This window comes from Hamadaea sp. NPDC051192 (assembly GCF_040682475.1).
Taxonomy (GTDB): Bacteria; Actinomycetota; Actinomycetes; order Mycobacteriales; family Micromonosporaceae; genus Hamadaea; species Hamadaea flava.
The window spans coordinates 1-21436 of the sequence record NZ_JBFBAZ010000085.1 but is presented as its reverse complement, the minus strand read 5'-3'; the positions used below and the strand labels follow the sequence as shown (position 1 = coordinate 21436).

18 protein-coding genes and 1 tRNA gene are annotated in these 21436 nt (G+C 71.2%); 10 read left to right on the top strand and 9 right to left on the bottom strand.

Annotated elements, in window-relative coordinates:
• Window positions 1-3: 3 nt before the first annotated feature.
• Window positions 4-789, bottom strand: coding sequence for a DeoR/GlpR family DNA-binding transcription regulator (locus AB0M47_RS28525; RefSeq protein ID WP_363419439.1), 786 nt, complete (start codon window positions 787-789; stop codon window positions 4-6).
• 175 nt (window positions 790-964) lie between these two features.
• On the opposite strand from AB0M47_RS28525, the gene AB0M47_RS28520 reads away from it, so the two are divergent.
• The 4 genes from AB0M47_RS28520 to AB0M47_RS28505 are packed head-to-tail and all read left to right on the top strand — an operon-like array spanning window position 965 to window position 4818.
• Entirely contained in the window at window positions 965-1843 is an 879-nt protein-coding gene (locus AB0M47_RS28520) for a sugar isomerase (RefSeq protein WP_363419437.1), read from the top strand.
• Window positions 1844-1860: 17 nt separating this feature from the next.
• Complete coding sequence (locus tag AB0M47_RS28515; RefSeq protein WP_363419456.1) at window positions 1861-2856, top strand: ROK family protein; 996 nt, start codon at window positions 1861-1863, stop codon at window positions 2854-2856.
• Window positions 2853-3938 carry an N-acetylglucosamine-6-phosphate deacetylase gene (gene nagA, locus AB0M47_RS28510; protein ID WP_363419435.1) on the top strand — a complete coding sequence of 362 codons (1086 nt, stop codon included), beginning with the start codon at window positions 2853-2855 and terminating at the stop codon, window positions 3936-3938. The genes AB0M47_RS28515 and nagA overlap by 4 nt, the downstream gene beginning before the upstream one ends.
• A gap of 31 nt (window positions 3939-3969) precedes the next feature.
• Window positions 3970-4818 carry a class II fructose-bisphosphate aldolase gene (locus AB0M47_RS28505; protein ID WP_363419434.1) on the top strand — a complete coding sequence of 283 codons (849 nt, stop codon included), beginning with the start codon at window positions 3970-3972 and terminating at the stop codon, window positions 4816-4818.
• 60 nt (window positions 4819-4878) lie between these two features.
• Here AB0M47_RS28505 and AB0M47_RS28500 read toward each other — a convergent pair whose 3' ends face one another.
• Window positions 4879-5577: a phosphatase PAP2 family protein gene (locus AB0M47_RS28500; RefSeq protein WP_363419432.1), complete on the bottom strand. Its 699-nt coding sequence runs from the start codon at window positions 5575-5577 to the stop codon at window positions 4879-4881.
• 9 nt (window positions 5578-5586) lie between these two features.
• A complete protein-coding gene (locus tag AB0M47_RS28495; RefSeq protein WP_363419430.1) occupies window positions 5587-6825 on the bottom strand; it encodes a serine protease in 1239 nt (412 codons plus the stop codon).
• 91 nt (window positions 6826-6916) lie between these two features.
• Here AB0M47_RS28495 and AB0M47_RS28490 point away from each other — a divergent pair, with 91 nt between their 5' ends.
• Together AB0M47_RS28490 and AB0M47_RS28485 are read left to right on the top strand one after the other, a co-directional pair.
• The gene (locus tag AB0M47_RS28490; protein WP_253758586.1) at window positions 6917-8158 is read left to right on the top strand and encodes a DUF4032 domain-containing protein; all 1242 of its coding nucleotides are present in this window, start codon (window positions 6917-6919) and stop codon (window positions 8156-8158) included.
• Between the two features lie 210 nt (window positions 8159-8368).
• Window positions 8369-9034: a phospholipase A2 gene (locus tag AB0M47_RS28485; protein WP_363419428.1), complete on the top strand. Its 666-nt coding sequence runs from the start codon at window positions 8369-8371 to the stop codon at window positions 9032-9034.
• Here the strand turns inward: AB0M47_RS28485 and AB0M47_RS28480 are convergent.
• Complete coding sequence (locus AB0M47_RS28480) at window positions 9010-10611, bottom strand: NAD-binding protein (RefSeq protein ID WP_363419426.1); 1602 nt, start codon at window positions 10609-10611, stop codon at window positions 9010-9012. The genes AB0M47_RS28485 and AB0M47_RS28480 overlap by 25 nt on opposite strands.
• A 322-nt stretch (window positions 10612-10933) precedes the next feature.
• Here AB0M47_RS28480 and AB0M47_RS28475 point away from each other — a divergent pair, with 322 nt between their 5' ends.
• On the top strand, window positions 10934-12769 hold the full coding sequence (locus AB0M47_RS28475) for a hypothetical protein (RefSeq protein ID WP_363419424.1): 1836 nt from the start codon (window positions 10934-10936) through the stop codon (window positions 12767-12769).
• A 60-nt stretch (window positions 12770-12829) separates the two neighbouring features.
• Here AB0M47_RS28475 and ugpC read toward each other — a convergent pair whose 3' ends face one another.
• The gene (gene ugpC / locus AB0M47_RS28470; RefSeq protein WP_363419422.1) at window positions 12830-13921 is read right to left on the bottom strand and encodes a sn-glycerol-3-phosphate ABC transporter ATP-binding protein UgpC; all 1092 of its coding nucleotides are present in this window, start codon (window positions 13919-13921) and stop codon (window positions 12830-12832) included.
• A 263-nt stretch (window positions 13922-14184) separates the two neighbouring features.
• Between ugpC and AB0M47_RS28465 the strand changes: the two genes are divergently transcribed.
• Window positions 14185-14257, top strand: a tRNA-Thr gene (locus AB0M47_RS28465).
• 74 nt (window positions 14258-14331) lie between these two features.
• Window positions 14332-15315, top strand: a complete 984-nt coding sequence (locus tag AB0M47_RS28460) for a Ku protein (RefSeq protein ID WP_363419420.1) — start codon at window positions 14332-14334, stop codon at window positions 15313-15315.
• A 280-nt stretch (window positions 15316-15595) separates the two neighbouring features.
• Here the strand turns inward: AB0M47_RS28460 and AB0M47_RS28455 are convergent, their stop codons facing one another.
• Genes AB0M47_RS28455 through AB0M47_RS28440 form a run of 4 tightly spaced genes read right to left on the bottom strand, consistent with a single transcriptional unit; the run spans window position 15596 to window position 20268 of the window.
• Complete coding sequence (locus AB0M47_RS28455) at window positions 15596-16888, bottom strand: aldehyde dehydrogenase family protein (RefSeq protein ID WP_363419418.1); 1293 nt, start codon at window positions 16886-16888, stop codon at window positions 15596-15598.
• Complete coding sequence (locus tag AB0M47_RS28450; protein WP_363419416.1) at window positions 16885-18027, bottom strand: hypothetical protein; 1143 nt, start codon at window positions 18025-18027, stop codon at window positions 16885-16887. Before AB0M47_RS28450 ends, AB0M47_RS28455 begins: the two co-directional genes overlap by 4 nt.
• Complete coding sequence (locus tag AB0M47_RS28445) at window positions 18021-19280, bottom strand: glucarate dehydratase family protein (RefSeq protein ID WP_363419414.1); 1260 nt, start codon at window positions 19278-19280, stop codon at window positions 18021-18023. The genes AB0M47_RS28450 and AB0M47_RS28445 overlap by 7 nt, the downstream gene beginning before the upstream one ends.
• A 37-nt stretch (window positions 19281-19317) precedes the next feature.
• Window positions 19318-20268, bottom strand: coding sequence for a 5-dehydro-4-deoxyglucarate dehydratase (locus tag AB0M47_RS28440; RefSeq protein WP_363419412.1), 951 nt, complete (start codon window positions 20266-20268; stop codon window positions 19318-19320).
• A 279-nt stretch (window positions 20269-20547) separates the two neighbouring features.
• Here AB0M47_RS28440 and AB0M47_RS28435 point away from each other — a divergent pair, with 279 nt between their 5' ends.
• Window positions 20548-21318: an IclR family transcriptional regulator gene (locus tag AB0M47_RS28435; protein ID WP_363419411.1), complete on the top strand. Its 771-nt coding sequence runs from the start codon at window positions 20548-20550 to the stop codon at window positions 21316-21318.
• The last annotated feature ends 118 nt before the right edge of the window (window positions 21319-21436 follow it).

The window sequence follows — 21436 nt, the reverse complement described above, 5'->3', positions numbered from 1 at the left end:
AGGTCAGGCGACGATGACGGTGAGGCCGGCGTGCCGGAAGCCCTCGATCAGGTCGGGGTTGGCGCTGGAGTCGGTGACCAGCGTTTCGATCCGGTCGACCGAGCAGATCCGGGCGAACGCGTGCCCGCCGAGCTTCGAGGAGTCGGCGATGATGACGACCCGTTTGGCCCGCGCCACCATCAGGGAGTTCATCGCGGCCTCGCCCTCGTGGTGGGCGGCCGCGCCGAGCGTGACGTCGAGCGCGTCCACCCCGAGCAGGGCGACGTCGAGGGTGACCTCGCGCAGGATGCCGCCGCCGAGCGGGCCGACCAGCTCGAACGACTGCGGGCGGACGACACCGCCGGTGACCACGATCTTCATCCGGGACCGGACGAGCAGTTCGTTGGCGATGTTCAGCGCGTTGGTGACGACGGTCAGCTGCGCGTCGTCCGCGCCCGACGCCAGATCGGGGCGTACGGCCAGCGCCCGGGCCACTTCGGTGGTGGTGGTGCCGCCGTTGAGGCCGACGACCATCCCCGGGCTGACCAGCGCGGCGGCGGCCGCGCCGATGCGCTGCTTCTCCTCGGAGTGCTTGGCCGTCTTGTAGCGCAGCGGCAGGTCGTACGAGACGCCGTTGGCCACCGCGCCGCCCCGCGTACGCGTGATCATCTGCTGCTGGGCGAGCTGGTCGAAGTCGCGCCGGATGGTCGCCTGGGAGACGTCGAGGCGCTCGGCCGCCTCCTCGACCGTGACCCGGCCGGTGTCGGTCAGCAGCTCCAGCAGGGAGTTCCACCGCGCATAGCGGTCCACCGGTCGCCTCCTGCGCGTTTGGTGAGTAGTTTCGTGCACACTAATGCTCGATAACCCCGGATGCAAAGCGTGGACCTGCGCGAAGTCCGGTGCGGCTTGCGGGTGGTTGGCCGCCTCGCGCACAATGTCGCTCGAAACATCGCTGTAACGAGCTGATTTGAGCAAAGGTGGGTTCATGGCGTACGTCGATGAGGAGATCGCCAGTCAGCCGACGTCCTGGCGACGGGCGATCGAGCTGGCCGACGAGGCGGCCGGCGCGCTGCCCCGTCCGGGCGAACGGGTGGCCGTCGTCGGCTGCGGCACCTCCTGGTTCATGGCGATGGCGTACGCCGGCCTCCGGGAGGCAGCCGGACTCGGCGAGACCGACGCCTTCGCCGGTTCGGAGTTCCCGCTGAACCGCCCGTACGACCGGATCGTGGCGATCACCCGCTCCGGGACGACGACCGAGGTGCTCGACCTCATCGCCGCCACCTCGATCCCCACCACGGCGATCATCGGCGACCCGGACTCGCCGGCGGTGACGGCCGCCGACGAGACCGTCCTGCTCCCCTGGGCGGATGAGAAGTCGGTGGTGCAGACGCGGTTCGCGACCAGCGCTCTCGCGCTGTTCCGCGCTCATCTCGGCGAAGACCTCAGCGGTGCGATCGCCGACGCCGAGCAGACCGTGACCGCCGAGCTGCCGCTCGACCCGGCCGCCACCGAGCAGGTGACCTTCGTCGGCCGCGGCTGGACCGTCGGCCTGGCGCAGGAGGCCGCCCTGAAGTGCCGGGAGGCCGCCGCGTTCTGGACCGAGGCGTACCCGGCGATGGACTTCCGGCACGGCCCGATCTCGATCTCCACCCCCGGCCGGGCTGTCTGGGCGTTCGGCGAGGTGCCGGCCGGCCTGGACGCCGACGTCGCCCGGACCGGCGCGACCTTCGTGAACGCCGCCGGCCGCGACCCGATGGCCGACCTGATCCTGGCTCAGCGCTTCGCCGTCGCGCTCGCCCGGCACAAGGGACTGGACCCCGACACTCCCCGGAACCTCACCCGATCGGTGATCCTGGAACCGTGAGCGAGAACTACAGCGGGATGCCGGAGCCGATCGGCCGGGCCGACGCCGAAGCGCAGGTCGTCATCGCCGTCGACGTCGGCGGCACCGGCATCAAATGCGCCCTGGTCACCCCCGACCACCAGGTCGTGCACTCGGAACGGCACACGACCGGCGCCGAGCGCGGCGCGGAGGCGGTCGTCGAGACGATCTTGAGCATCGTCGAAGGGCTGGCCGCCAAGGCGGTCGCCGACGACCTCGTCCCGGTGGCGGTCGGCATCTGCATCCCCGGCGTCGTCGACGAGGCCGAGGGCGTCATCCGGTACGCCGCGAACACCGGCGGCATGCGGAACGTGCCGCTGCGCGACCTCGCGACCGCCCGCGTCGGACTGCCCGTACGCGTCGGGCACGACGTGCGTACGGGTGGACTGGCGGAGGCGACGCTGGGCGCCGGCGCCGGTTACGACCAGGTGCTCTTCATCCCCATCGGCACCGGGATCGCAGCGGCGCACATCGTCGGCGGCAAGGTGCTGGCGGGCGGCCACTGGGGCGCGGGCGAGATCGGGCACATCATCGTCCGGCCGGGCGGCCCGGTCTGCGGCTGCGGCCAGCGGGGCTGCCTCGAAGCCATCGCCTCCGCCTCGGCGGTCGGACGGCGGTACTCCGAACGCGTCGGTGTGACGGCGTCGGCCCGCGAGGTCGCCTCGCAAGCGGCCGCCGGGGATCCCGTCGCGGCCGAGGTGTGGGCCGAGACGGTGGACGCACTCGCGGACGCGCTGCTCACCGCGCAGGCCCTGTATGACCCGTCGCAGGTCATCATCGGCGGCGGCCTGGCGGAGGCCGGCGAGCAATTACTCAGCCCACTCCGGCAGGCGTTGCGCGACCGGATCGCGTTCTTCACCGAGCCCGAGATCGTCCGGGCGCAGCTCGGCGACGAGGCGGGCTGTCTCGGCGCGGCCCTGCTCGCGCTGACCGTCGCCGAGTTCGACCACCCCACCGACCCCGCGGTGCTGACCCCTCTGGAGGCCGAGCTGTGACCCGGTTGAGCGGCAAGATCGTCACACCTTCCGGCATCGTCACCGGCTCGCTGAGCGTCGAGGACGGCCGCATCGCCGCCATCACGCCCGGCAAGGCGGACACCGAGCAGTGGATCGTCCCGGGTTTCGTGGACATCCACACGCACGGCGGCGGTGGGCACACCTTCACCACCGGTGACGCCGACGCCGCCCGCGAGGTGGCCGCCTTCCACCGCGGGCACGGCACCACCACGGTGCTCGCCAGCCTCGTCAGCAGCCCGTTCGAGCTGATGCGGGACGCGACCGTGGCGTACCGGCCGCTGGTCGAGGAGGGCGTCCTCGGCGGCATCCACTTCGAAGGGCCGTACCTGGCCGAGCTGCGGTGCGGGGCGCAGAATCCGGCGTACCTGCGGGATCCGTCGACCGCCGAGATCACCGAGCTGATCAAGCTGGGCGAGGGCGCGGTCCGGATGATGACGATCGCACCCGAGCGCGCCGGCGCCCTCGACGCCATCGAGCTGCTGGCTGCCGAGGGGGTCGTGGCCGCGATCGGGCACACCGACGCCTCCTACGAGCAGGCGCTCGCCGGGATCGCCGCCGGAGCCACCGTCGCCACCCACCTGTTCAATGGCATGCGGCCCATCCACCACCGCGAACCCGGACCGATCCTGGCCCTGCTCGGCGCGCCGCAGATCGCGGTGGAACTCGTCGCCGACGGCTTCCACCTGCACGACGGGACGCTCGCCTTCGCCGCTCGTTCGGCCGGTCCAGATCGGACCCTGCTGGTCACCGACGCGATGGCCGCGGCGGGCATGCCCGACGGCGAGTACGAACTCGGCGGCCAGGCGGTCGTCGTCGCCGGTCGCCTCGCGCGCCTCGCGCGCGACGGGTCCATCGCCGGATCCACGCTCACCATGGACGCGGCCTTCCGCCAGGCCGTGGGCGCCGGTCTCACGATCTCCGACGTGGTACGCGCGACGAGCACGACCCCCGCGGCCGTCCTCGGCCTGGACGGCGACCGGGGTTCGCTGGAGGTCGGCAAACGCGCCGACGTCGTCACGCTCTCCCCGTCCTTCGAGGTGACCTCGGTGGTGACCGCGTGAGTGTCGTCTCTACTGAGGAGTTGGTGATCGCATGAGCGTCGTCTCTACTGCGGAGTTGGTGGCCGGAGCAGCGGCGAACGGCACCGGGGTGGCCGCGTTCAACGTGATCACCCTGGAGCACGCCGAGGCGATCGTCGCCGGGGCTGAGGCCGCGGGCCGGCCGGTGATCCTCCAGATCAGCGAGAACGCCGTGAAGTTCCACCACGGCCGGCTCGGCCCGATCGCCGCCGCGACGCTCGCGGTCGCCCGGGACGCGACGGTGCCGTGTGCGCTGCACCTCGATCACGTCGAGTCGGTCGAGCTGCTCAAACAGGCTCCGCAGCACGGTTTCAGCAGCGTGATGTTCGACGCGTCGACCATGGCGTACGCCGACAACGTCGCCGCGACGCGCTCGGCCGCCGAATTCGGCCACGCGCACGGGCTCTGGGTGGAGTCGGAGTTGGGCAAGGTCGGCGGCAAGAACGGCGAGGCGCCGCTGTCGGCACACGCGCCGGGGGCGCGGACGTCGCCGGCCGACGCGACCGACTACGTGGCGCAGACGGGTGTGGACGGTCTCGCCGTCGCCGTCGGCTCCTCGCACGCGATGACCAGCCGCGACGCCGTCCTCGACCACGACCTGATCGCGGCCCTGCGGACGGCGGTGGAGGTGCCGCTCGTCCTGCACGGGTCGTCCGGCGTCGGCGACGACGAGCTACGCCGCGCGGTCGCGGGCGGCCTGGCGAAGGTCAACATCGGGACGGCGCTGAACATCGCGTTCACCGGCGCGGTCCGGCCGATCCTCGACGGCGACGCCAAACTGGTGGACCCCCGGAAGTACCTCAAGCCCGCCCGCGCCGCGATGGCCGCCACCGTGCAGCACTTCCTGGCGCTGCTGGGCTAGCCCCCACCTTCCGCCCCGGTTCGTTTCGCGCTGGATCAGGGTTCTGGGTCGAATCTTGGCTCAAGATTCGACGTGGATCCCTGATCTGGTGGGAACGGACAGGCCGACTCGCGACCAGGGGATGCGGGCGTACAGGCGGGCGAGGAAGAGGCCCAGGAAGACGCCCGCGATGTCGTCGGTGAGCCAGTGGTACGACAGGAAGACCGTCGTCCCGAAGACGATGATCGGCGGCGCGATCAGCAGGAAACGGCGTACGCCGGTGGGCAGCGCGCGACCGAGCACGATCGCCAGCAGCGTCACGATCGCCGGCCACCAGACGAACGTGTTCACGAGGTGCCCGGACGGGAACGACCGGTCATAGTCTGCGGCGTCGTTGAAGAACTGGACGGCGATGTCCGGCGGAAACTGCGTCGAGCTGGGCGCGTCCCGTTCGGACCAGATCTTCAGCGGACCCGCCCCGAGCCCGGCGAGCAGGTACGCCGCCGCCCCCGGCAACACCACCTGCAATTTCCACGTACGCAGGAGGGCGGCGAGCGTGAGCCCACCCGTGAGCACCCAGGTGAGCACCCAGCCCTGGCCGAAGTGGTTCAGCGCGACGGCGATGCGTCGCGCCTCGGACGGGTCGTGATCCATGCACCAGGATCGGATCGCCAGGTCGAGATGGTCGGTGACCCCGGTGGCGGCCAGCCAGGTGGTGACGGCCAGCCCTGCCAGCAGCAGGCCGTCCCACCACCAGGAACGCCACCGGGGGGAGATCATCCGCCCAAACTACAGCAGCCGCCCGATCGCCTGATAGATCTCGTCGATGCGTACGCCCGAGTTGGGGCAGCCGCCGAAGTGGTGCAGCGCGATCACCTTGTTCGTGACCCGGGAGATCACCGGTGATCCGGACGAGCCGCCCTCGGTGTCGCAGTAGTACGACGCGTCGGTGTCGGTGTCATACCCGTCGTACGCCGGATCGACGATCTGGCAGTTGCCCTGGCGGTCGGCATCGCTCGACGCGGCGATGGCGGTCGGCTCGCCGGCCGGGTTCTGCGGGATGTAGACCTGCTCGCCCTTGTTCGGCGCACGGACGTCGAACTGGAGATAGCCGTACTGCTGGACCGAGGCGAAGTCGTCCACGGTGAACAGCGTGTAGTCCAGGCGCTTGTCGGTGGACAGGACGTGCGCGGCCCACACCTTGGTCGGCTTGAACACCTCGTACCCGCCGCAGCGGGCGCAAGAGTAGTTGAACCACACCTCGGTGTCGGCCGCCTCGGCGTCGGTGGTGAAGCAGTGGTGATTGGTGATCATCCGGTTGTCCGGGCCGACCCGCCAGGCGGTGCACAGCTCGGTGCCCTTGATCAGCAGCCGGGCGACCGCCTTCGAGCGCTGGTACATGACCGGATCGGTGGTCTTGTAGCAGACCGCGTCGGTCTTGTCGTCGCCGCCGCAGACGCTCTCCTCCCGCCCGGTGCGGGCGAGTTCGCGCTTGCGGTCGTCGTCGGCCTTCTTGGCCGCGCGCTCGGTGGCGGTCATGCCCCGGGCCACCTTGTCGACCGTCACGCCGAGCTGCGCCAGGCTGCCCCGCAGCCCGAGGACGTCGTCGGCCAGGTGCAGGCGCACGACGGCGGTGTCACCGGTGATCGACATCGCCCACTTGCCGCCCGACCCGTCGACAAGATCGTTGACGGTGTCGGTGACGCCTTCGAGCAGCTTTCCGTCGTATCGCTGGATCTCCCCGCCGTCCGGCCGGGAGACCGTCAGATAGTCGCCGGGCAGCAACGCCAACCGGGTGAAGTGGACCTTCACATAGTCCGCCCCGGGATAGCGGAAGGTCGCGTCTTTACGCGTACCCACGTAGCCGAGAGTGGTCCGCGCGGCCTCGACCTTGCCGGTCTCCTCCGCCCCGCTGGACCAGATCTGCTGCTGGGGCTGGTCGTCCGGGCGCAGCACGTGCGCGGCGGTCGCGGTGCCCGCCGCCAGCACGGCCGCGAGGCCCAGAGCGAGAGCCAGGGTACGTCGCATTCATCGCCTCCTGAGGGTGGCCGGCTTCACGGGATGTGCAACGAGCCACGATCTACTCGCGACGCGTGCGCTGATCCAGGAGGATGGTCGAGTGCGGATCACCTCGGCCCTAGTCGACCCGGCCCTGCTCGAGCTGCCCTGGCCCACGCCGCTCGAGGATTGGCCGTCGGACCACCTCGTGGCGCTGCCCCAGGGCATCTCCCGGCATGTCGTGCGTTTCGTGCGCCTCGACGGCACCGTGTACGCGGCCAAGGAGACCCGCGAGCGCATCGCGGAACGGGAGTACGACCTGCTCCGGGCGCTCGAACGGCTGGGCGCCCCGGCGGTGGAGGCGGTCGCCATCGTGGCCGACCGGGTGGCGGCCGACGGCGAGCACCTGGAGCCGGTGCTGGTGACCCGGCATCTCCAGTTCTCCCTGCCGTACCGGGCCGTCTTCTCACACACGCTCCGCCCCGAGACGATGAACCGGCTGCTCGACGCGCTGGCGGCCCTGCTCGTCCGGCTGCACCTGCTCGGCTTCTTCTGGGGCGACTGCTCGCTGTCGAACACGCTGTTCCGCCGGGACGCCGGGGCGTTCGCGGCGTACCTGGTCGACGCGGAGACCGGCGCATTGCACCTGCGGCTGTCCAACGGCCAGCGGGACGAGGACCTGGAGATCGCCCGGACCAACATCTTCGGCGAGTCGCTGGACCTCCAGGCGGCCGGGCTGCTGCACGAGGCGATCGACCCCGAGCAGGTCTCCGACGAGGTCGTCCGGCGCTACGAGACGCTGTGGCACGAGCTGACCCACGAGGAGAAGGTCGAGAAGGACACCCGGCGCAACATGGAGCGCCGCATCCGCCGGCTCAACGAGATGGGCTTCGACGTCGAAGAGGTCTCGATGTCGGTGGTCGACAGCCAGGTGCACATCCGGCCGAAGGTGGTCGACGCCGGCCACCACACCCGCCGCCTGCTGCGCCTGACCGGCCTGGACGCCGAGGAGAACCAGGCTCGGCGGCTGCTCAACGACCTCGACGCGTACCGGGCCGAGTCGGATCTCGCCGACGAGTCGCAGGCGGCCCACCGCTGGCTCACCGAGGTCTTCGAGCCGGTGGTCCGGGCGGTGCCCGCCGCGCTGCGGCGCAAGCTGGAGCCGCCGGAGTTGTTCGTCCAGATCATCGAGCATCGCTTCCACCTGTCGGAGAAGGCGGGCCGCGACGTCGGCCTGGCCCCGGCGGTCCAGTCGTTCCTCAACGACGTCCTCGTGCACCGTCCGGACGAGCAGGCGATCCTCGGCTACGACGCCGGCGAGGACGACGAGCCCGTCGAGGAGACCGTTTCGCCGGAGTTGTAGGCCGGATTCGCCGGATTCGCGAGCCCGGTCCGGCCGACCCCGGCCGGGCGACACGATGGGTGACAGATGTCACAGCCTCCCCGGATTCCACAGCCCTGATCGGTAGCCTGGCCTGCGCGTTCATCCCTTGGGCGGTCCCCATCCGCACTGACTGGACGCAGTGGACCGACCCCCGGGGGTTCCCCCCACCGACGATGGCGAGGAACCCTCGTGACGCGACGACGCAAGCTCTGGCTCGCCGCCGCCCTAGGTGCCGTGCTCAGCACCATCCTCATCGTCGCCCCCGCCCCCGCGTCGACCGGCAAGAGCGATCCGGCCGCGGCCGCCGCCGTCACCGCGTTGATGCGTACCGGGCGGGCCGCGGTGCCCGACGGATTCGCCGCGGTCATGGGCTACACCCCGATCACCGCCACGCTGGCCGACGGGGAAGTACGCACGACCAACCCGAACGGCTCCTGCTCGGTTCCCGGCCAGGGCCGCCCGTTCGCCTTCGACATCGCCTGCAAGGCCCACGACTTCGGCTACGACCTGCTCCGGTACGCCGAACGCCGGGGTGAGCCGCTCGGCGAGAACGCGCGTACGGCGATCGACGCCCGGCTGGTCGCCGACCTGCGTACGCAGTGCGAGCAGACCACCGCCGGTTCGGAGTACGCCGCCTGCCAAGCCACCGTCGACGTGTTCGCCGCCGGAGTCGGGTTCAACTCCTGGCGGCAGATGTCCGGGCCGCCCGTCGACACCGCCGGCCTCGTGCGTACGGCCGGATTGGTGCTGCTGGGGCTGCTGCTGATCACCTTCCCCGCGCGTCGCCGCGTCCGTCGCCTCTGGCGGCGTACCCGCAAGATCTTGATCTATCAGCGAGCCACCGCGACGGCGTGACCGATCGGGTCGTCCGGCGCCGCCGCGAGCCGCAGCAGCCGGCTCAGCCCGGCCCGGGTCGCGATCACCGTGAGCCGGTCGAGCGGTTCCAGCCGGCGTTCCGCGGCCGGCGACCAGATCGGCCGGGGCTCGCCCAGCGCGCTGAGGGCGATCACGCGGGCCTCGCCCGCTGAGCCGATCTCGCCGATGGCCCGGCCGTCGAGCCGGGACCCGGGCGCGACCGGCAACTCGGCGACGAGCAGGACCCGGCGGCCGATCGGGATGGTGGCGAGCACCTCCCGTTCGAGCAGCGAGGCCGCGAAAGCCGGGGCCGCCAGTGCGGACACGCTGCGGGAGGTGCCGATGCTGAAGGTCCGTTGCAGCCGCTCGGCGAAGTCGGTGTCGAACAGGCGCACCACGACCTTGAGCCCGGGCCGCAGCGTGCGGCCGCCGAGCGCCGCCTCCAGATTGACCACGTCGTCGGTCGAGACGATGACCAGCGCGGAGCAGGTCGTGATCGAGGCGGTCCGGAGCGTCTCCTCCCGGCTGGCGTCCCCGATGATCAGTGGAATCTCCAGCTCGCGGGCGAGCGCCACGCCCCGCGCGTCGGGGTTCTTGTCGATGGCGACGACCGGTACGCCCAAGTCGTGCAGCGATCGGATGACCCGCGTGCCCACGTTGCCCAGCCCGACCACGACGACGTGGTTCTCCCGGCGGGTCAGCAACCGCCCGGAGGACACCGCCAGCCGGGTGTTGACCAGGCCCTCGACCACCGTCGCGGTGAGCAGCGGGACGAGGGCCATCCCGGCGACCGTGACGACGAGCTGACTGATCTGGACCGCGATGTCCTCGCTGGCGTCGGCGCCGGAGAACGCGGTGAGCAGGGTCTGATAGATCCCGGCCCAGACGCCCTCGCCGCTGCTGATCACCAGGCTCACCCCACCGGCCAGCAGTACACCGAAGGTCACCGCCAACGCGATCCGCAGCGATCGGCTGACCGACTGCCGCAGGTTCCGCACGAGCGGGCCGAGACTCCACGGCCGGGCCTTGCGCAGCGGCGTGCCCCGGGCGTGGCCGTTGGTCTGCCGTTCCCCGTGAGCCACCGCGAGCACGACGTCGGTGGGGCCCGGCCGGTCGACGACGGGCAGTACGTCGGGTGCCCCGTCCGGGCCGGTCTGCGACAGATCGCAGATCACGTCGCTCGGGGCGACGTCCGCCCGGGACGCGGCGTAGAGCGTACGGCCGGAGAGCCGGAAGTAGGTCGGCGCACCGTCGCCGAGTGCCGCCTGGACGAACGCCGGGGCGGCGATGGCGGAGTCGGAGATGATCGCGCAGTCCCGGAAGAGCTGGCGTACGCGCAGCCCGAGGCTCAGGTTGAACATCCGGATCACGATCCGCAAGCGACTGTTGATCTCCTCGGCTCGCATCGCGGCGTGGATGTTGCCGACGTCGTCCTGCTCGGTCAGCGCCAAGCCGGCCGCGGTACGGATCCCGGCGCTGACGAAGGCTCGGTCGTCCAACCGCTCCGCGGTCACCACGCGTACGCCCGCGAGGTCGGAGAAGTCGCGGCCGGAGCGCTTCTGCGCCGGCGTCATCATCACCGTGACCTGCGCGCCCTAGCGCTGACTCAGCTCCTCCACGAGCCGATAGGTCAATGCGTTCGCGCCGCACACGACGAAGGTGTCGCCGTCACCGGCGCGCCCGGACGGCCGCAACGCGGCCAGCATCTCGGTACGCCCCGGCTGAACGGGGGCAGGGAGGCTGAGGGGGCCACGCCCGCATCGTAGGGGTTCGCAGCATCCCCCTTCATCGGGTGTTACGTGCCTGTGCAGAACGATTTGCCCGAGTTGGTCGTTGAATTTGTCGGACGACTGCACACGGACGTGCTTCGGTGCACCGGTCAGCAACGAATGGATGGACATGAACAAGTGGCTCTTCCGCGCCGTCGGCACCGTCGGCGTCGCGAGCGGTATCTGGTTGCTCGGCGGCGCCGCTGCGCACGCCCACGAGGCCACGGCAGCGCCCGTGACCGACCCCCAGGCCATGCGCGGACTCCTGAACAACATCTTCTCGCCGACCAACGGCCTGTCGGATCTCGGAGTCTCCGTGGATCTGCCCGGCAACGGCGTCGACGCCGGCCTGGACGCGAAGGCCCCGCTGCAGCTGCGGACGAACGACGGCCGCACGGGTGTCACCGCGCACCTTCCGCAGCGTCAGGACGTCTTCCTCGGCGGCCGCCTGCCCAGCCTGGCCGACTCGGTTCCGGCCGTGGCGATGCTCCCCGAGCGGACGGAGGGGCTGCCGGGGCTGTCGAACCTGACCGACGGCCTCACCGGTAGCGGGGGCGCCGGGGGCATCCTCGGCGGGCTCACCGGCTCCAGCGGCCCGCTGAACGTCGTCGACGGGCTCACCCGTGGCGGCCTCACCAGCGGCCTGACCGGTGGCGACGCCGCCGGCGGCGGCAACCTGCTCGGCGGGCTCACCGGCGGCGGCGACTCGGGCGGCATCCTCGGCGGGCTCACCGGCGGCAACCTGCTCGGTGGCATCACCGGCGGGCTGACCGGCGGCGACGCCGCGGCTCAGCCGGCCCGGCAGGCTCCGGCCGTCGACCCGAACCAGTTCGACGCCGGGCAGTTCGACCCGGCGCAGTTCGACCCGAACCAGTTCGACCCGGCGCAGTTCGACCCGGCCGCGCTGGGCGACGACGACCCCGCCGTGCAGACCTCGACCGGCACCCCGGCCGACCTCGACCCGGCGATCGCCGACCAGCTCACCCAGGCCGGCCAGAACCTCGTCCCGATGATGATCGCGCAGGCCGCGAGCAACCTCGGGCCGGACGGCGCCCAGGCGCCGAGCCCGTTCGACCTGGACTGGGACCTCGGCGACGACTCGGCGGTCGGCGACGACGCCCTGCTCGGCGACGACCTGGGCGGGCTCGACCCGTCGATGTTCTTCGCCGACAACCCGAACGTCGACGTCAAGATGGTCGCGCCGGAGAGCATCCCGGTCGTGGACGGTCTGCCGCTGGTCGGCCCGATCCTCAGCGACTCGGGGCTCGGCCAGATCATCGTCGTCGGCAACCTGGCCCAGAAGCTGCCCGTCGTCGGCACCGTGCTCAACGGGCAGGGCCTGCCCAGTGTCGACAACGTCCCGGTGGTCAACCAGCTCATGAGCCGGGGGCTGCTCAGCGACGGCCGCTCCGCCGGCCTGCCGGTCGTCGGCAGCCTCCCGATGGTGGGCGACCTGCTCGGCGGCGGCACGGGCGGCGTACTCGGCGGGCTCACCGGTGGCGACTCCGGCGGCATCCTGGGTGGGCTCACGGGCGGCCTGGGCGGCGTCACCGGCGGTGACGCGCTGGGCTCCCTGGGCGGTAACCCGCTCGGCGGCGTCACCGGCGGTCTTCTCGGTGGTACGCAGGCAGAGCCGTTGAGCGCCCTCCCGGCGCCCGGCATGACCACGGCCCGGCCGGCCTCTGCCCCGACGGCGGTCACCCGCGTCGCGGCTCCGCAGGCCCACACGGCGCGCCACGCCGAGACCGACCGCCCGATCGCCGGTGAGGACGCGGAGTTCCCGTCGCGCGGCGAGTCGGGCCTGCCCGTCGTCAGCTCGCTGCCGGGCCTCTCGCTCGGGCGTACGCTGTCGCAGCTGCCGGTCGTGAGCGACCTGCCCATCGTCGGCTCGCTGCCGGTCGCCTCGGGCATTCTGCGCAGCCTGCCGCTCGTCGGCACGGTGGCGAGCCTGCTGCCGCTCGACTGATCACTGCCAGAAAAAGAACGGCCCCGGCGCGAGCGCCGGGGCCGTTCTGTGTGCTCTGCGTCAGATGCGCTGCTCGGTGGCGGCGTTGAAGACGTGGTGCTGGCCGACGCGCGGCTTGACGTAGACCGTCTCGCCCATGTCCGGCATGCTGCGCCGGTCGGTCTTCACGACGAAGCGCTCGAGACCGCCGTTGATCTGGGCGTGGCCGTAGACGTTCGCCTCGGCGCCCAGGTCCTCGACCAGCTCGACCTCGACGGGCATGCCGCCGTCGCCGGCGCCGACGAGGTCGCAGTCCTCGGGGCGGAAGCCCACGATGACCTCACCGTCGCCGCCCTCGGCGCGGGCCGCCTCGACCTGCTCGCGGGTCAGCGGCAGGACCAGCGACGCGAAGACCGCGCCGGCGTCGGTGAGCTGGACCTTCTTGATGTTCATGGCCGGCGAGCCGATGAAGCCCGCGACGAAGACGTTGGACGGCCGGTCGTAGAGCTCACGGGGGCTCGCGACCTGCTGCAGCACGCCGTCGAGCATGACCGCGACCCGGTGGCCCATGGTCATGGCCTCGATCTGGTCGTGCGTGACGTAGACCGTGGTGATGCCGAGTTCCTTCTGGAGACCGGCGATCTGCGAACGGGTCTGCACCCGGAGCTTGGCGTCAAGGTTCGACAGCGGCTCGTCCATGAGGAAGACCTGCGGCTCCCGGACGATGGCACGGCCCATCGCGACACGCTGACGCTGACCACCGGAGAGCGCCTTCGGCTTCCGGCTGAGGTAGTCCTCCAGCTGCAGCATCTGCGCGGCCTTCTTGACCCGGACGTCGATCTCCGACTTCGGGGTCTTGCGCAGCTTGAGCGCGAACGCCATGTTCTCGTACACCGTCATGTGCGGGTACAGCGCGTAGTTCTGGAAGACCATCGCGATGTCGCGGGCCTTGGGCGGGAGGTTGGTGACCTCGCGGTCGTCGATGTAGATCGCGCCGGAGTCGACGTCTTCCAGACCGGCCAGCATCCGGAGGCTGGTGGACTTGCCACAGCCGGACGGGCCGACGAGGACGAGGAACTCGCCGTCCTGGATCTCGAGCTCGAGCGAGTCGACGGCGGGCTTCTGGCTGCCCGGGTAGATCCGGGACGCCTTACGGTAAGAGACCGTAGCCATAAGGGGTGCTTCCTTCCACCGGCAGGAACGTGCCGGACGATCCGAGTAAAAGGTCCGGGCACACGAACACCCGGTCTGGCAGCCAAGGTAACCGCATTCGAGCCGCCTGCCAAGTCCTCGATCATCTGCTGGACACCAGGTGGCCGAGGGATCGACGCCCTCCAGGGCGGACCGTGCCCGATTCGCGGTGGACCGGGCGGTTACGCTGACGCCGGACGGGGCGGTTACTCAGGGTGGACCGGCCGGGTACGATGTCCGGCATCGCCGCCTTGGCGCAATTGGTAGCGCACCCGACTTGTAATCGGAAGGTTGGGGGTTCAAGTCCCCCAGGCGGCTCTCCCATCTTCCCTCTCCGCACGAGATCCGACAAATCCCTCTTGCCGGAAATTTCGGCGTGCCACGCTGAGGTCATGGCGACCATGCGCGCGCTCTGGAAGGGGTCGATCTCGCTCGGCCTGGTCGGCGTACCGGTGAAGCTCTACACCGCGACCGAGGAGAAGAACCTCCGCTTCCACCAGGTCCACGCGGCCGACGGCGGCCGGATCCAGATGAAGCGGGTCTGCTCGGCCGACGGCGAGGAGGTCCCGTACGCCGAGATCGGCAAGGGCATCGAGGTCGACGGCGAGATGGTCGTCCTGACCGACCACGACCTCGACGAGGTACCGGTGGCGACGGCCAAAACGGTCAACGTCCTCGAATTCGTGCCGTCCGAGCAGGTCGACCCCATCCTGTTCGACAAGGCGTACTACCTGGCCCCGGACGGTGCGGCCGCGCTCAAGCCATACCTGCTGATCAAGGAGGCGCTCGGCCGGGCCGATCGGGTCGGGATCGCCAAGATCGCCCTGCGCCAGAAGGAACACCTGGCGGCCATCCGCGTACGCGACGACGTGCTCGTGCTGAGCATGATGCTCTGGCCAGACGAGGTACGCGAGCCCGACTTCGACTTCGCCGGCAAGGACGCCAAGATCCGGCCGCAGGAGCGGCAGATGGCCCTGGCCCTGGTCGAGTCCATGGCGGGCGACTTCGATCCCACCGAGCACACCGACGAGTACCGCGAGGCGGTTCAGGAGCTGGTCGAGGCCAAGCTGAACGGCGAGACCATCGCGGTGCCGGCCGAGAAGCCGACGAAGTCCACCGATCTGCTCTCCGTCCTGACCGCCTCCGTCGAGGCGGCCCGCGACGGTGGCGGCCGACGGGCTGCGAAGAAGCCGCCGGCCGCTGCCAAGAAGACCGCCCCCGCCGCCAAGTCGACCGCCAAGAAGGCGCCCGCGAAAAAGGCGACCACCTCGAAATCGGCGGCCTCGAAGAAGACCGCCACCACCTCAGCCACGAAGAAGTCGGCGGCGAAGAAGGCCACCCCCGCGAAGAAGACCACCCGCAAGAAGGCGGCCTGACCGGCCCTTGCCGTCGCTCACATGCGGACCGCCCGCACCCCGCACCCCGCCCCCCGCCCACCCCGCACCCCGCGGACCGCCCGCACCCCGCACCCCGCACCCCGCGGACCGCCGAGCCCGTTGATCATGGAGTTTGCACCCTCGACACGCCGTCGAGGCAACAGTTAACTCCATGATCAACGCGTACGGGGCGGCCGCCGACGCGGGCGGGACGGGCCGACGCGGGCGGAGGGGCCGCCGACGCGGGCGGAGGGGCCGCCGACGCGGGCGGAGGGGGGCGTTAGGGGAGGAGGTCGGTGGGGACGCCTTGGAGGGCCACCGGGCGCTGGAAGCGCTCGACGGCCGCCGTCCCGACCGAGGTCGACCACGCGGCCGAGGTCGCGGGCCACGGTCCGCCGTGCAGCATCGCGTCCACCACGGCCACCCCGGTGGGTACGCCGTTCCACACGACCCGGCCGGCCTTCTGCACCAGCACCGGCAGCAGGTCCCGGGCGTCTTCGGCGTCCTCAGGGAGCGAGGCGTGGACGGTGGCGGTGAGCTGACCGTCCAGCGTCGCGGCCAGCGCGGGGAAGTCGTCGGCGAGGACGATCACGACGGACGGCCCGAAATGCTCCAGTAGCAATGATTCGCCCAATGAGTCGGCGTCCACGATCGTGGCGACCGCGGCGGGCGTCGCCGTCCCGATCGAGACGGCCAGACCCGACGTACGCAGGGTGCCGATCCAGTCCGCGTGCGCGGCCGCCATCCCATCGGTCAGCATTCGGTGCACCGGGGTCTCCGCGACGGCCTCCGCCAGCGCTTCGGCGAACGGGGTCGCGGTCGACGGGACGACGACCAGGCCGGGCTTGGTGCAGAGCTGACCTGACGAGCCGGTGACGGCGGCGGCCAGCGCGCCCGCGCGGTCCAGGTCGGTGGCCGCCCCGGGCAGGACGAAGACCGGGTTGATCGAGCCCATCTCGGCGTACACGGGGATGGGGTCGGGGCGGGCGGCGGCTTCGTCCATCAGCGCCCGACCGCCGACCAGCGAGCCGGTGAAGCCCACCGCCTTGATCTCCGGATGGCGTACGACCGCCAGGGAGACGTCGGCGCCGCCGTGGACGATCGCGAAGGCGCCCCCGAGGATGGGCGCGGCGATCGAGGCGAGCAGTTCCGACGTACGCGGCTGCGCCGGGTGCGCCTTGACCAGCACGGGGCAGCCCGCCGCCAGGGCTGAGCCGGTGTCGCCCCCCAGTACGCCGAAGGCCAGCGGGAAGTTGGAGGCGGCGAACACGGCGACCGGCCCGATGGGTACGACGATCTGCCGGATGTCGACGCCACCGGGGCCGGCTCCGGGCGAGACGCGGGTGGACTGATGACGTCCGTCGGCCACGTAGTCGCCGAGCAGCCGCAGTTGGCCGGAGGTCCGGTCGAGTTCCCCGTTCAGCCGGGCGTCGGTCAGCCCGGTCTCCGCCCCGGCGACCTTGACGACCTCGTCGCGGGCCGCCTCCAGGGCGGTGGCCAAGGCGTGCAGGAGTTCCCGGCGCTGGGCCGGCGTACCGGGCGAGGTGGACGGGACGTGGAAGACGAGACTCACGAGCGACCTCCCGAGAGGGCAGCGACGAGCTGCGTGAACAGTGGTTGCCGCCAGGCCGCGGCCAGCCCCAGGTGGTACAGGCTGATCCGGTCGGCCCCGGCCGCGACCAGGCGTTGCCCGTGCGCGACGACGGCGTCGGCACCTGCCGGCGGGAGGACCGTCAGGTACGCGTCCACACTACCGAACGCGGCGGCGCGCTCGACGAGGTCGTAGCTTCCCGGCCCGACCGGCCAGCACGGCACGAGCACGGCCGCCACGTCGGCCGCCGCCGTCGGGGTGAGTCCCGGCGAGGCCCCGGTCGCCCAGGGATCCGGGTGTCCGTGGAGGGTCACCTCGGCCGTCGGCTGCTTTTCGCGTACAAGCTGCAAAACGGCCGCGCGCAACTGATCGGCCGCCTGCTGGCGCGCGGCCAGGACCAGCGCGGAGGTCTCGGGCGTGAGGTCGCCGCCGGACCGGACCGCGGCCCGCAACGCCGCGACCACCTCGATGGCGTCGAGACCGCGCGCGGACCAGGCGGAGCGGCAGGCCGCGCAGCAGCAGACCGACAGCAGCCGCTGCGCGAGCGGGGTCCAGGCGTCGTCGGTCTTCTCGTGCTGGCTGAGGTGGACGAGGCCGAGCTGGCCGCAGGCCTCCAGCGAGACCGCGTCCACCTCGACGTCGTGCAGCGCCTCGGCCGCCAGCGTGGCCGCATAGTCGCGGACCTCCTCGTGGGCCGGGCACAACGCGTAGGGGTACCGCTCGCCGAAACAGTTGACCACCGAGACGTCCGGGTGTTCGCGGCCCAGCCGGGTGTTGTGGGTGAGCACGATCCACGCGCTCACCTTCAGCCCTTTTCGCCGCAAGCCCCGCGCGGCTTGGCCGAACGGGTCCGGCTCCGGCAGCCAGCTCGCGCCGATCGGCCGCAGCCGCCGCCACACGTCGCGCACCGGCCGGTACAGCGCCGCGGAATGCGCGTCCACCAGCTGACGGCCGGGATGGAGGGGGGTCGCGGCCCGCGTCGAGTGATAGGCCGCGGCCAGCGTCACCCACTCCAGCCCGTGGTCACGCACCCGGTCCGCGAAGGCCGGGTCACCGTTGCAATCCCACGGGTACGCGTGACCGCTCAGCCTGATCGCGTGACGCGGATTCGGCGTCACCATCGCGGGCTGGTGTTCCGGAACTCGGGGTCGAACGTCCGCCGCATATAAGTGGTGTCGTCGCGTTCGGTGACTCCGCAGCGCAGGTAGTCCTCATGCATCCGCGCGAGCGCGTCCCGGTCGAGCGTGACGCCGAGCCCCGGACCGGTCGGCACCGGCACCGCCCCGTCGACGAACCGCAGCGGCGTCTCCACCACGTCCACCCCCAACTGCCACGGCGTATGCGTGTCGGCCGCGTACGAGAGTTCGGGGACCGCCGCGCCGAGGTGGGTCATCGCGGCCAGGCTGATCCCGAGGTGGCTGTTGGAGTGCATGGACAGCCCGATCCCCCAGGTCTGGCAGATCCCGGCGAGCCGGGCCGACTGCCGCAGGCCGCCCCAGTAGTGATGGTCGGAGAGGATCACCTGGACGCTGCCCAGCTCGATCGCCTCGGGCAGGTGGTCGAAGGCGACCACGCACATGTTGGTCGCCAACGGCATCGACGTCGACTTCGCGACCTCGGCCATCCCGGCGCGGCCCGGCGTCGGGTCCTCCAGGTACTCCAACAACCCGTCCGCCTCGGCGGCGATGCGCTGCGACGTCTCCACACTCCACACCGCGTTCGGATCGATCCGAAGTGGATGATCGGGGAACGCCTCACGCAGAGCTTTGACGGCCGCGAGCTCCTCGTCCGGCGGGAAGACGCCGCCCTTGAGCTTGATCGAACCGAACCCGTACTGCTGGATCATGCGCCCGGCCTGCGCCACGATCTGCTCCGGCGTCAGCGCCTCGCCGAACGGATCCTCGTCCTGGCCAGGGTGGGCGGCGTACTTGTAGAAGAGGTAGGCGGAGAAGGGCACCGCGTCACGGACGGCTCCGCCCAGCAGGTCGTGCACCGGCCGGCCGGTCGCCTGCCCCTGGAGATCCAGGCAGGCGACCTCGATCGGCGAGAACACGCGGGAGACCGTCTTCTCCGGACTCGACCGGCCCGTCAGCCCGTGCAGGTCCGGGGCGTCCCTCTCCCCCACCAGCGCCTGAAGGGCACGCTGGATCTTGGTGGTCGCGAAGACGTCGAGCCCGACGAGATGCGGCGCGACCGCCCGCATCAGCTTCAGGTGCGGGGCGTCGCCGTAGGTCTCACCCAGGCCGACCAGGCCGTCACCGCAGTCGACCTCGACGATCGTGCGCAGCGCCCACGGCTGGTGTACGCCCGCGGCGTTGAGCAGCGGCGGATCGGGAAACGCGATCGGAGTGATCCGTACTTCCCTGATCTTCACTGGAGCGATCCCCTCGCCGTCCGAACTTCGCTGACTTTCACTGGTGCGATCCCCGTGCTGTCTCGGAGTCGAGCGTCTTGGCGAGGTCGAGGCCGGCGGCGAGGATCGCGGCCAGCTCGTCGAGGTGCTCCGGCGTCAGGTCCACCAGCGGCGGCCGCACCGGGCCGACGTCGAGCCCGCGCAGTCGCGCACCCGCCTTCACCAGGGCGACGGCGTACCCGGGGACCTTGTCGCGCAACGCGACCAGCGGCAGATAGAACGTGGCCAGGAGGGCGTTCATCGCCTCCTCGTCGTCCGCCTCGACCGCACGCCAGAACCGGGTCGCGATCTCCGGGGCGAAGCACAACACCGCCGAGGAATAGCTGTCCACCCCGATCGCCCGGTACGCCCGGACGCTCAGCTCCGCCGTCGGCAACCCGTTCAGGAAGCCGAACTCGGCCGCCCGGCGATGGCCGCTCGTGCGTACCGCGGTGACCAGGCGGAGCATGGCGTCGACGTCACCGCGCCCGTCTTTGATCCCCGCGACGGTCGGAACGTCGAGCAACGCCACCGCCGCGGCCGGATCGAGGACCGCGTTCGCCCGCTGATACACCGCGATCGGCAGCTCGGTCGCGCCCGCGACCAGGCGTACGTGCTCCACAAGACCCCGTGGCGGCGCGGCGACCAGATAGGGCGGCAAGAGCAGCAGCCCGTTCGCGCCCTGGTCGGCCGCGACGACCGCGAACTCGCGGGCGAGCTGCGGACCCCCGCCCGCCCCGGCGAAGACCGGCACCCGATTCCGGGCCACCCGGACGGCCGTCGCGACCACGTCGCGGTATTCGGCCACGCTCAGCGCGGTGAACTCGCCGGTCCCACAGGCCACGAACAGGCCGCTGGGTCCGGCCGCGATCTGCGCCTCGACGTGCTCGGCGAAGACGTCGAGCGCGACCTCGGCGCCGTCGGCGGTGAACGGGGTGAGCGGAAAGGAGAGCAGACCCTGAAGTCGCACGGTGCCCCTCTCGGTGCTTGCCTGCCGGCTCGCTGATTCGGCTCGCCTGCCGGCTCGCTGATTCGGCTCGCCTGCCGGCTCGCTGATTCGGCTTGCCCGCCGGCTCGCTGATTCGCACTGGATCACGGATCCGGGTCGAATCTTGACCCAAGATTCGGCCGAGATCCCTGATCCAGTGCGTTCACATATGTGGACAGCTTCTTGAAATGTGACGGTGACGCAACGACAAGTTAGCCTCCGGTACAGTGACGGTCAATACCTTCGAGCTGGTTGGTGACCATGGGTACTGAACTCTCCCCGGTGAAGTCGGCCGAGCGCACCGTCCACATCCTCGAGACGCTGGCCGCCTCGCCGACCAAGCTCACGTTGTCCCAGCTCCAGGAACGGATGGGCTATCCCCGGTCCAGCCTCCACGCGCTCATCCGAACCCTGCGCGAGCTGAAGTGGGTCGAGGCCGACGAGTCCGGCGGCGCCTTCGGCGTCGGGCCGCACGCACTGCTGTCCGGGACGGCGTACCTGGATCGCGATCCGGCCTTGCCGTTCGCGTACGCGGCACTCGAAGACCTGCGCGCCGAGATCGGCTACACCGTCCACTATGCCCGCCGCGACGACGGCAGCGTGCTCTACCTCGCCAGCCGCGACGCCCGGGAGAGCAGGCACGTCGTCTCCCGCGTCGGCCGGAAACTGCCCGCCCACCTCACCGCACTCGGCCAGGCGCTGCTCGCCCAGCTCACCACGGACGAGATCGACAAGATCCTGCCGCCCCACCTGGAGCGCTACACCGAACGGACCATCACCTCACGCGCCGGCCTGCACGAGGAGTTGGACGGCGTACGCAACCGCGGCTGGGCGCTCGAACAAGAGCAGGGCACCCTGGGCGTCGCCTGCGTAGCGGCCACTGTGGACTATCGCATCCCGGCGACCGACGCGATCAGCTGCTCGATGCCGGCGCCGCTGGCGACCGATGCCGAGGTCGCCCGGGTCGCCGAAGCGGTCACCCGCGCCACCACCGCCCTAGCCACCCTCCTCCGCCGCCACGGCATCCGCTAACTGTTCCTTTCCCCCCGCCCTCCCCCCTCCCCTCGCCCTCCCTCCCCCCACTTCTTCGCGTTGATCATGGAGTTAACTGTGGTCTCGGCGGCGTGTCGAGGGGGCAAACTCCATGATC

What these genes read in the sequence shown, in the direction of transcription:
- AB0M47_RS28480 (WP_363419426.1), bottom strand. Translation starts at nt 10,611, where the DNA reads ATGATGACGCCGGCGCAGAAGCGCTCCGGCCGCGACTTCTCCGACCTC.
- AB0M47_RS28520 (WP_363419437.1), top strand. Translation starts at nt 965, where the DNA reads ATGGCGTACGTCGATGAGGAGATCGCCAGTCAGCCGACGTCCTGGCGA.
- AB0M47_RS28450 (WP_363419416.1), bottom strand. Translation starts at nt 18,027, where the DNA reads ATGGTGACGCCGAATCCGCGTCACGCGATCAGGCTGAGCGGTCACGCG.
- AB0M47_RS28460 (WP_363419420.1), top strand. Translation starts at nt 14,332, where the DNA reads ATGGCGACCATGCGCGCGCTCTGGAAGGGGTCGATCTCGCTCGGCCTG.
- AB0M47_RS28515 (WP_363419456.1), top strand. Translation starts at nt 1,861, where the DNA reads ATGCCGGAGCCGATCGGCCGGGCCGACGCCGAAGCGCAGGTCGTCATC.
- AB0M47_RS28505 (WP_363419434.1), top strand. Translation starts at nt 3,970, where the DNA reads ATGAGCGTCGTCTCTACTGCGGAGTTGGTGGCCGGAGCAGCGGCGAAC.
- AB0M47_RS28495 (WP_363419430.1), bottom strand. Translation starts at nt 6,825, where the DNA reads ATGCGACGTACCCTGGCTCTCGCTCTGGGCCTCGCGGCCGTGCTGGCG.
- ugpC (WP_363419422.1), bottom strand. Translation starts at nt 13,921, where the DNA reads ATGGCTACGGTCTCTTACCGTAAGGCGTCCCGGATCTACCCGGGCAGC.
- AB0M47_RS28475 (WP_363419424.1), top strand. Translation starts at nt 10,934, where the DNA reads ATGAACAAGTGGCTCTTCCGCGCCGTCGGCACCGTCGGCGTCGCGAGC.
- AB0M47_RS28500 (WP_363419432.1), bottom strand. Translation starts at nt 5,577, where the DNA reads ATGATCTCCCCCCGGTGGCGTTCCTGGTGGTGGGACGGCCTGCTGCTG.
- AB0M47_RS28435 (WP_363419411.1), top strand. Translation starts at nt 20,548, where the DNA reads ATGGGTACTGAACTCTCCCCGGTGAAGTCGGCCGAGCGCACCGTCCAC.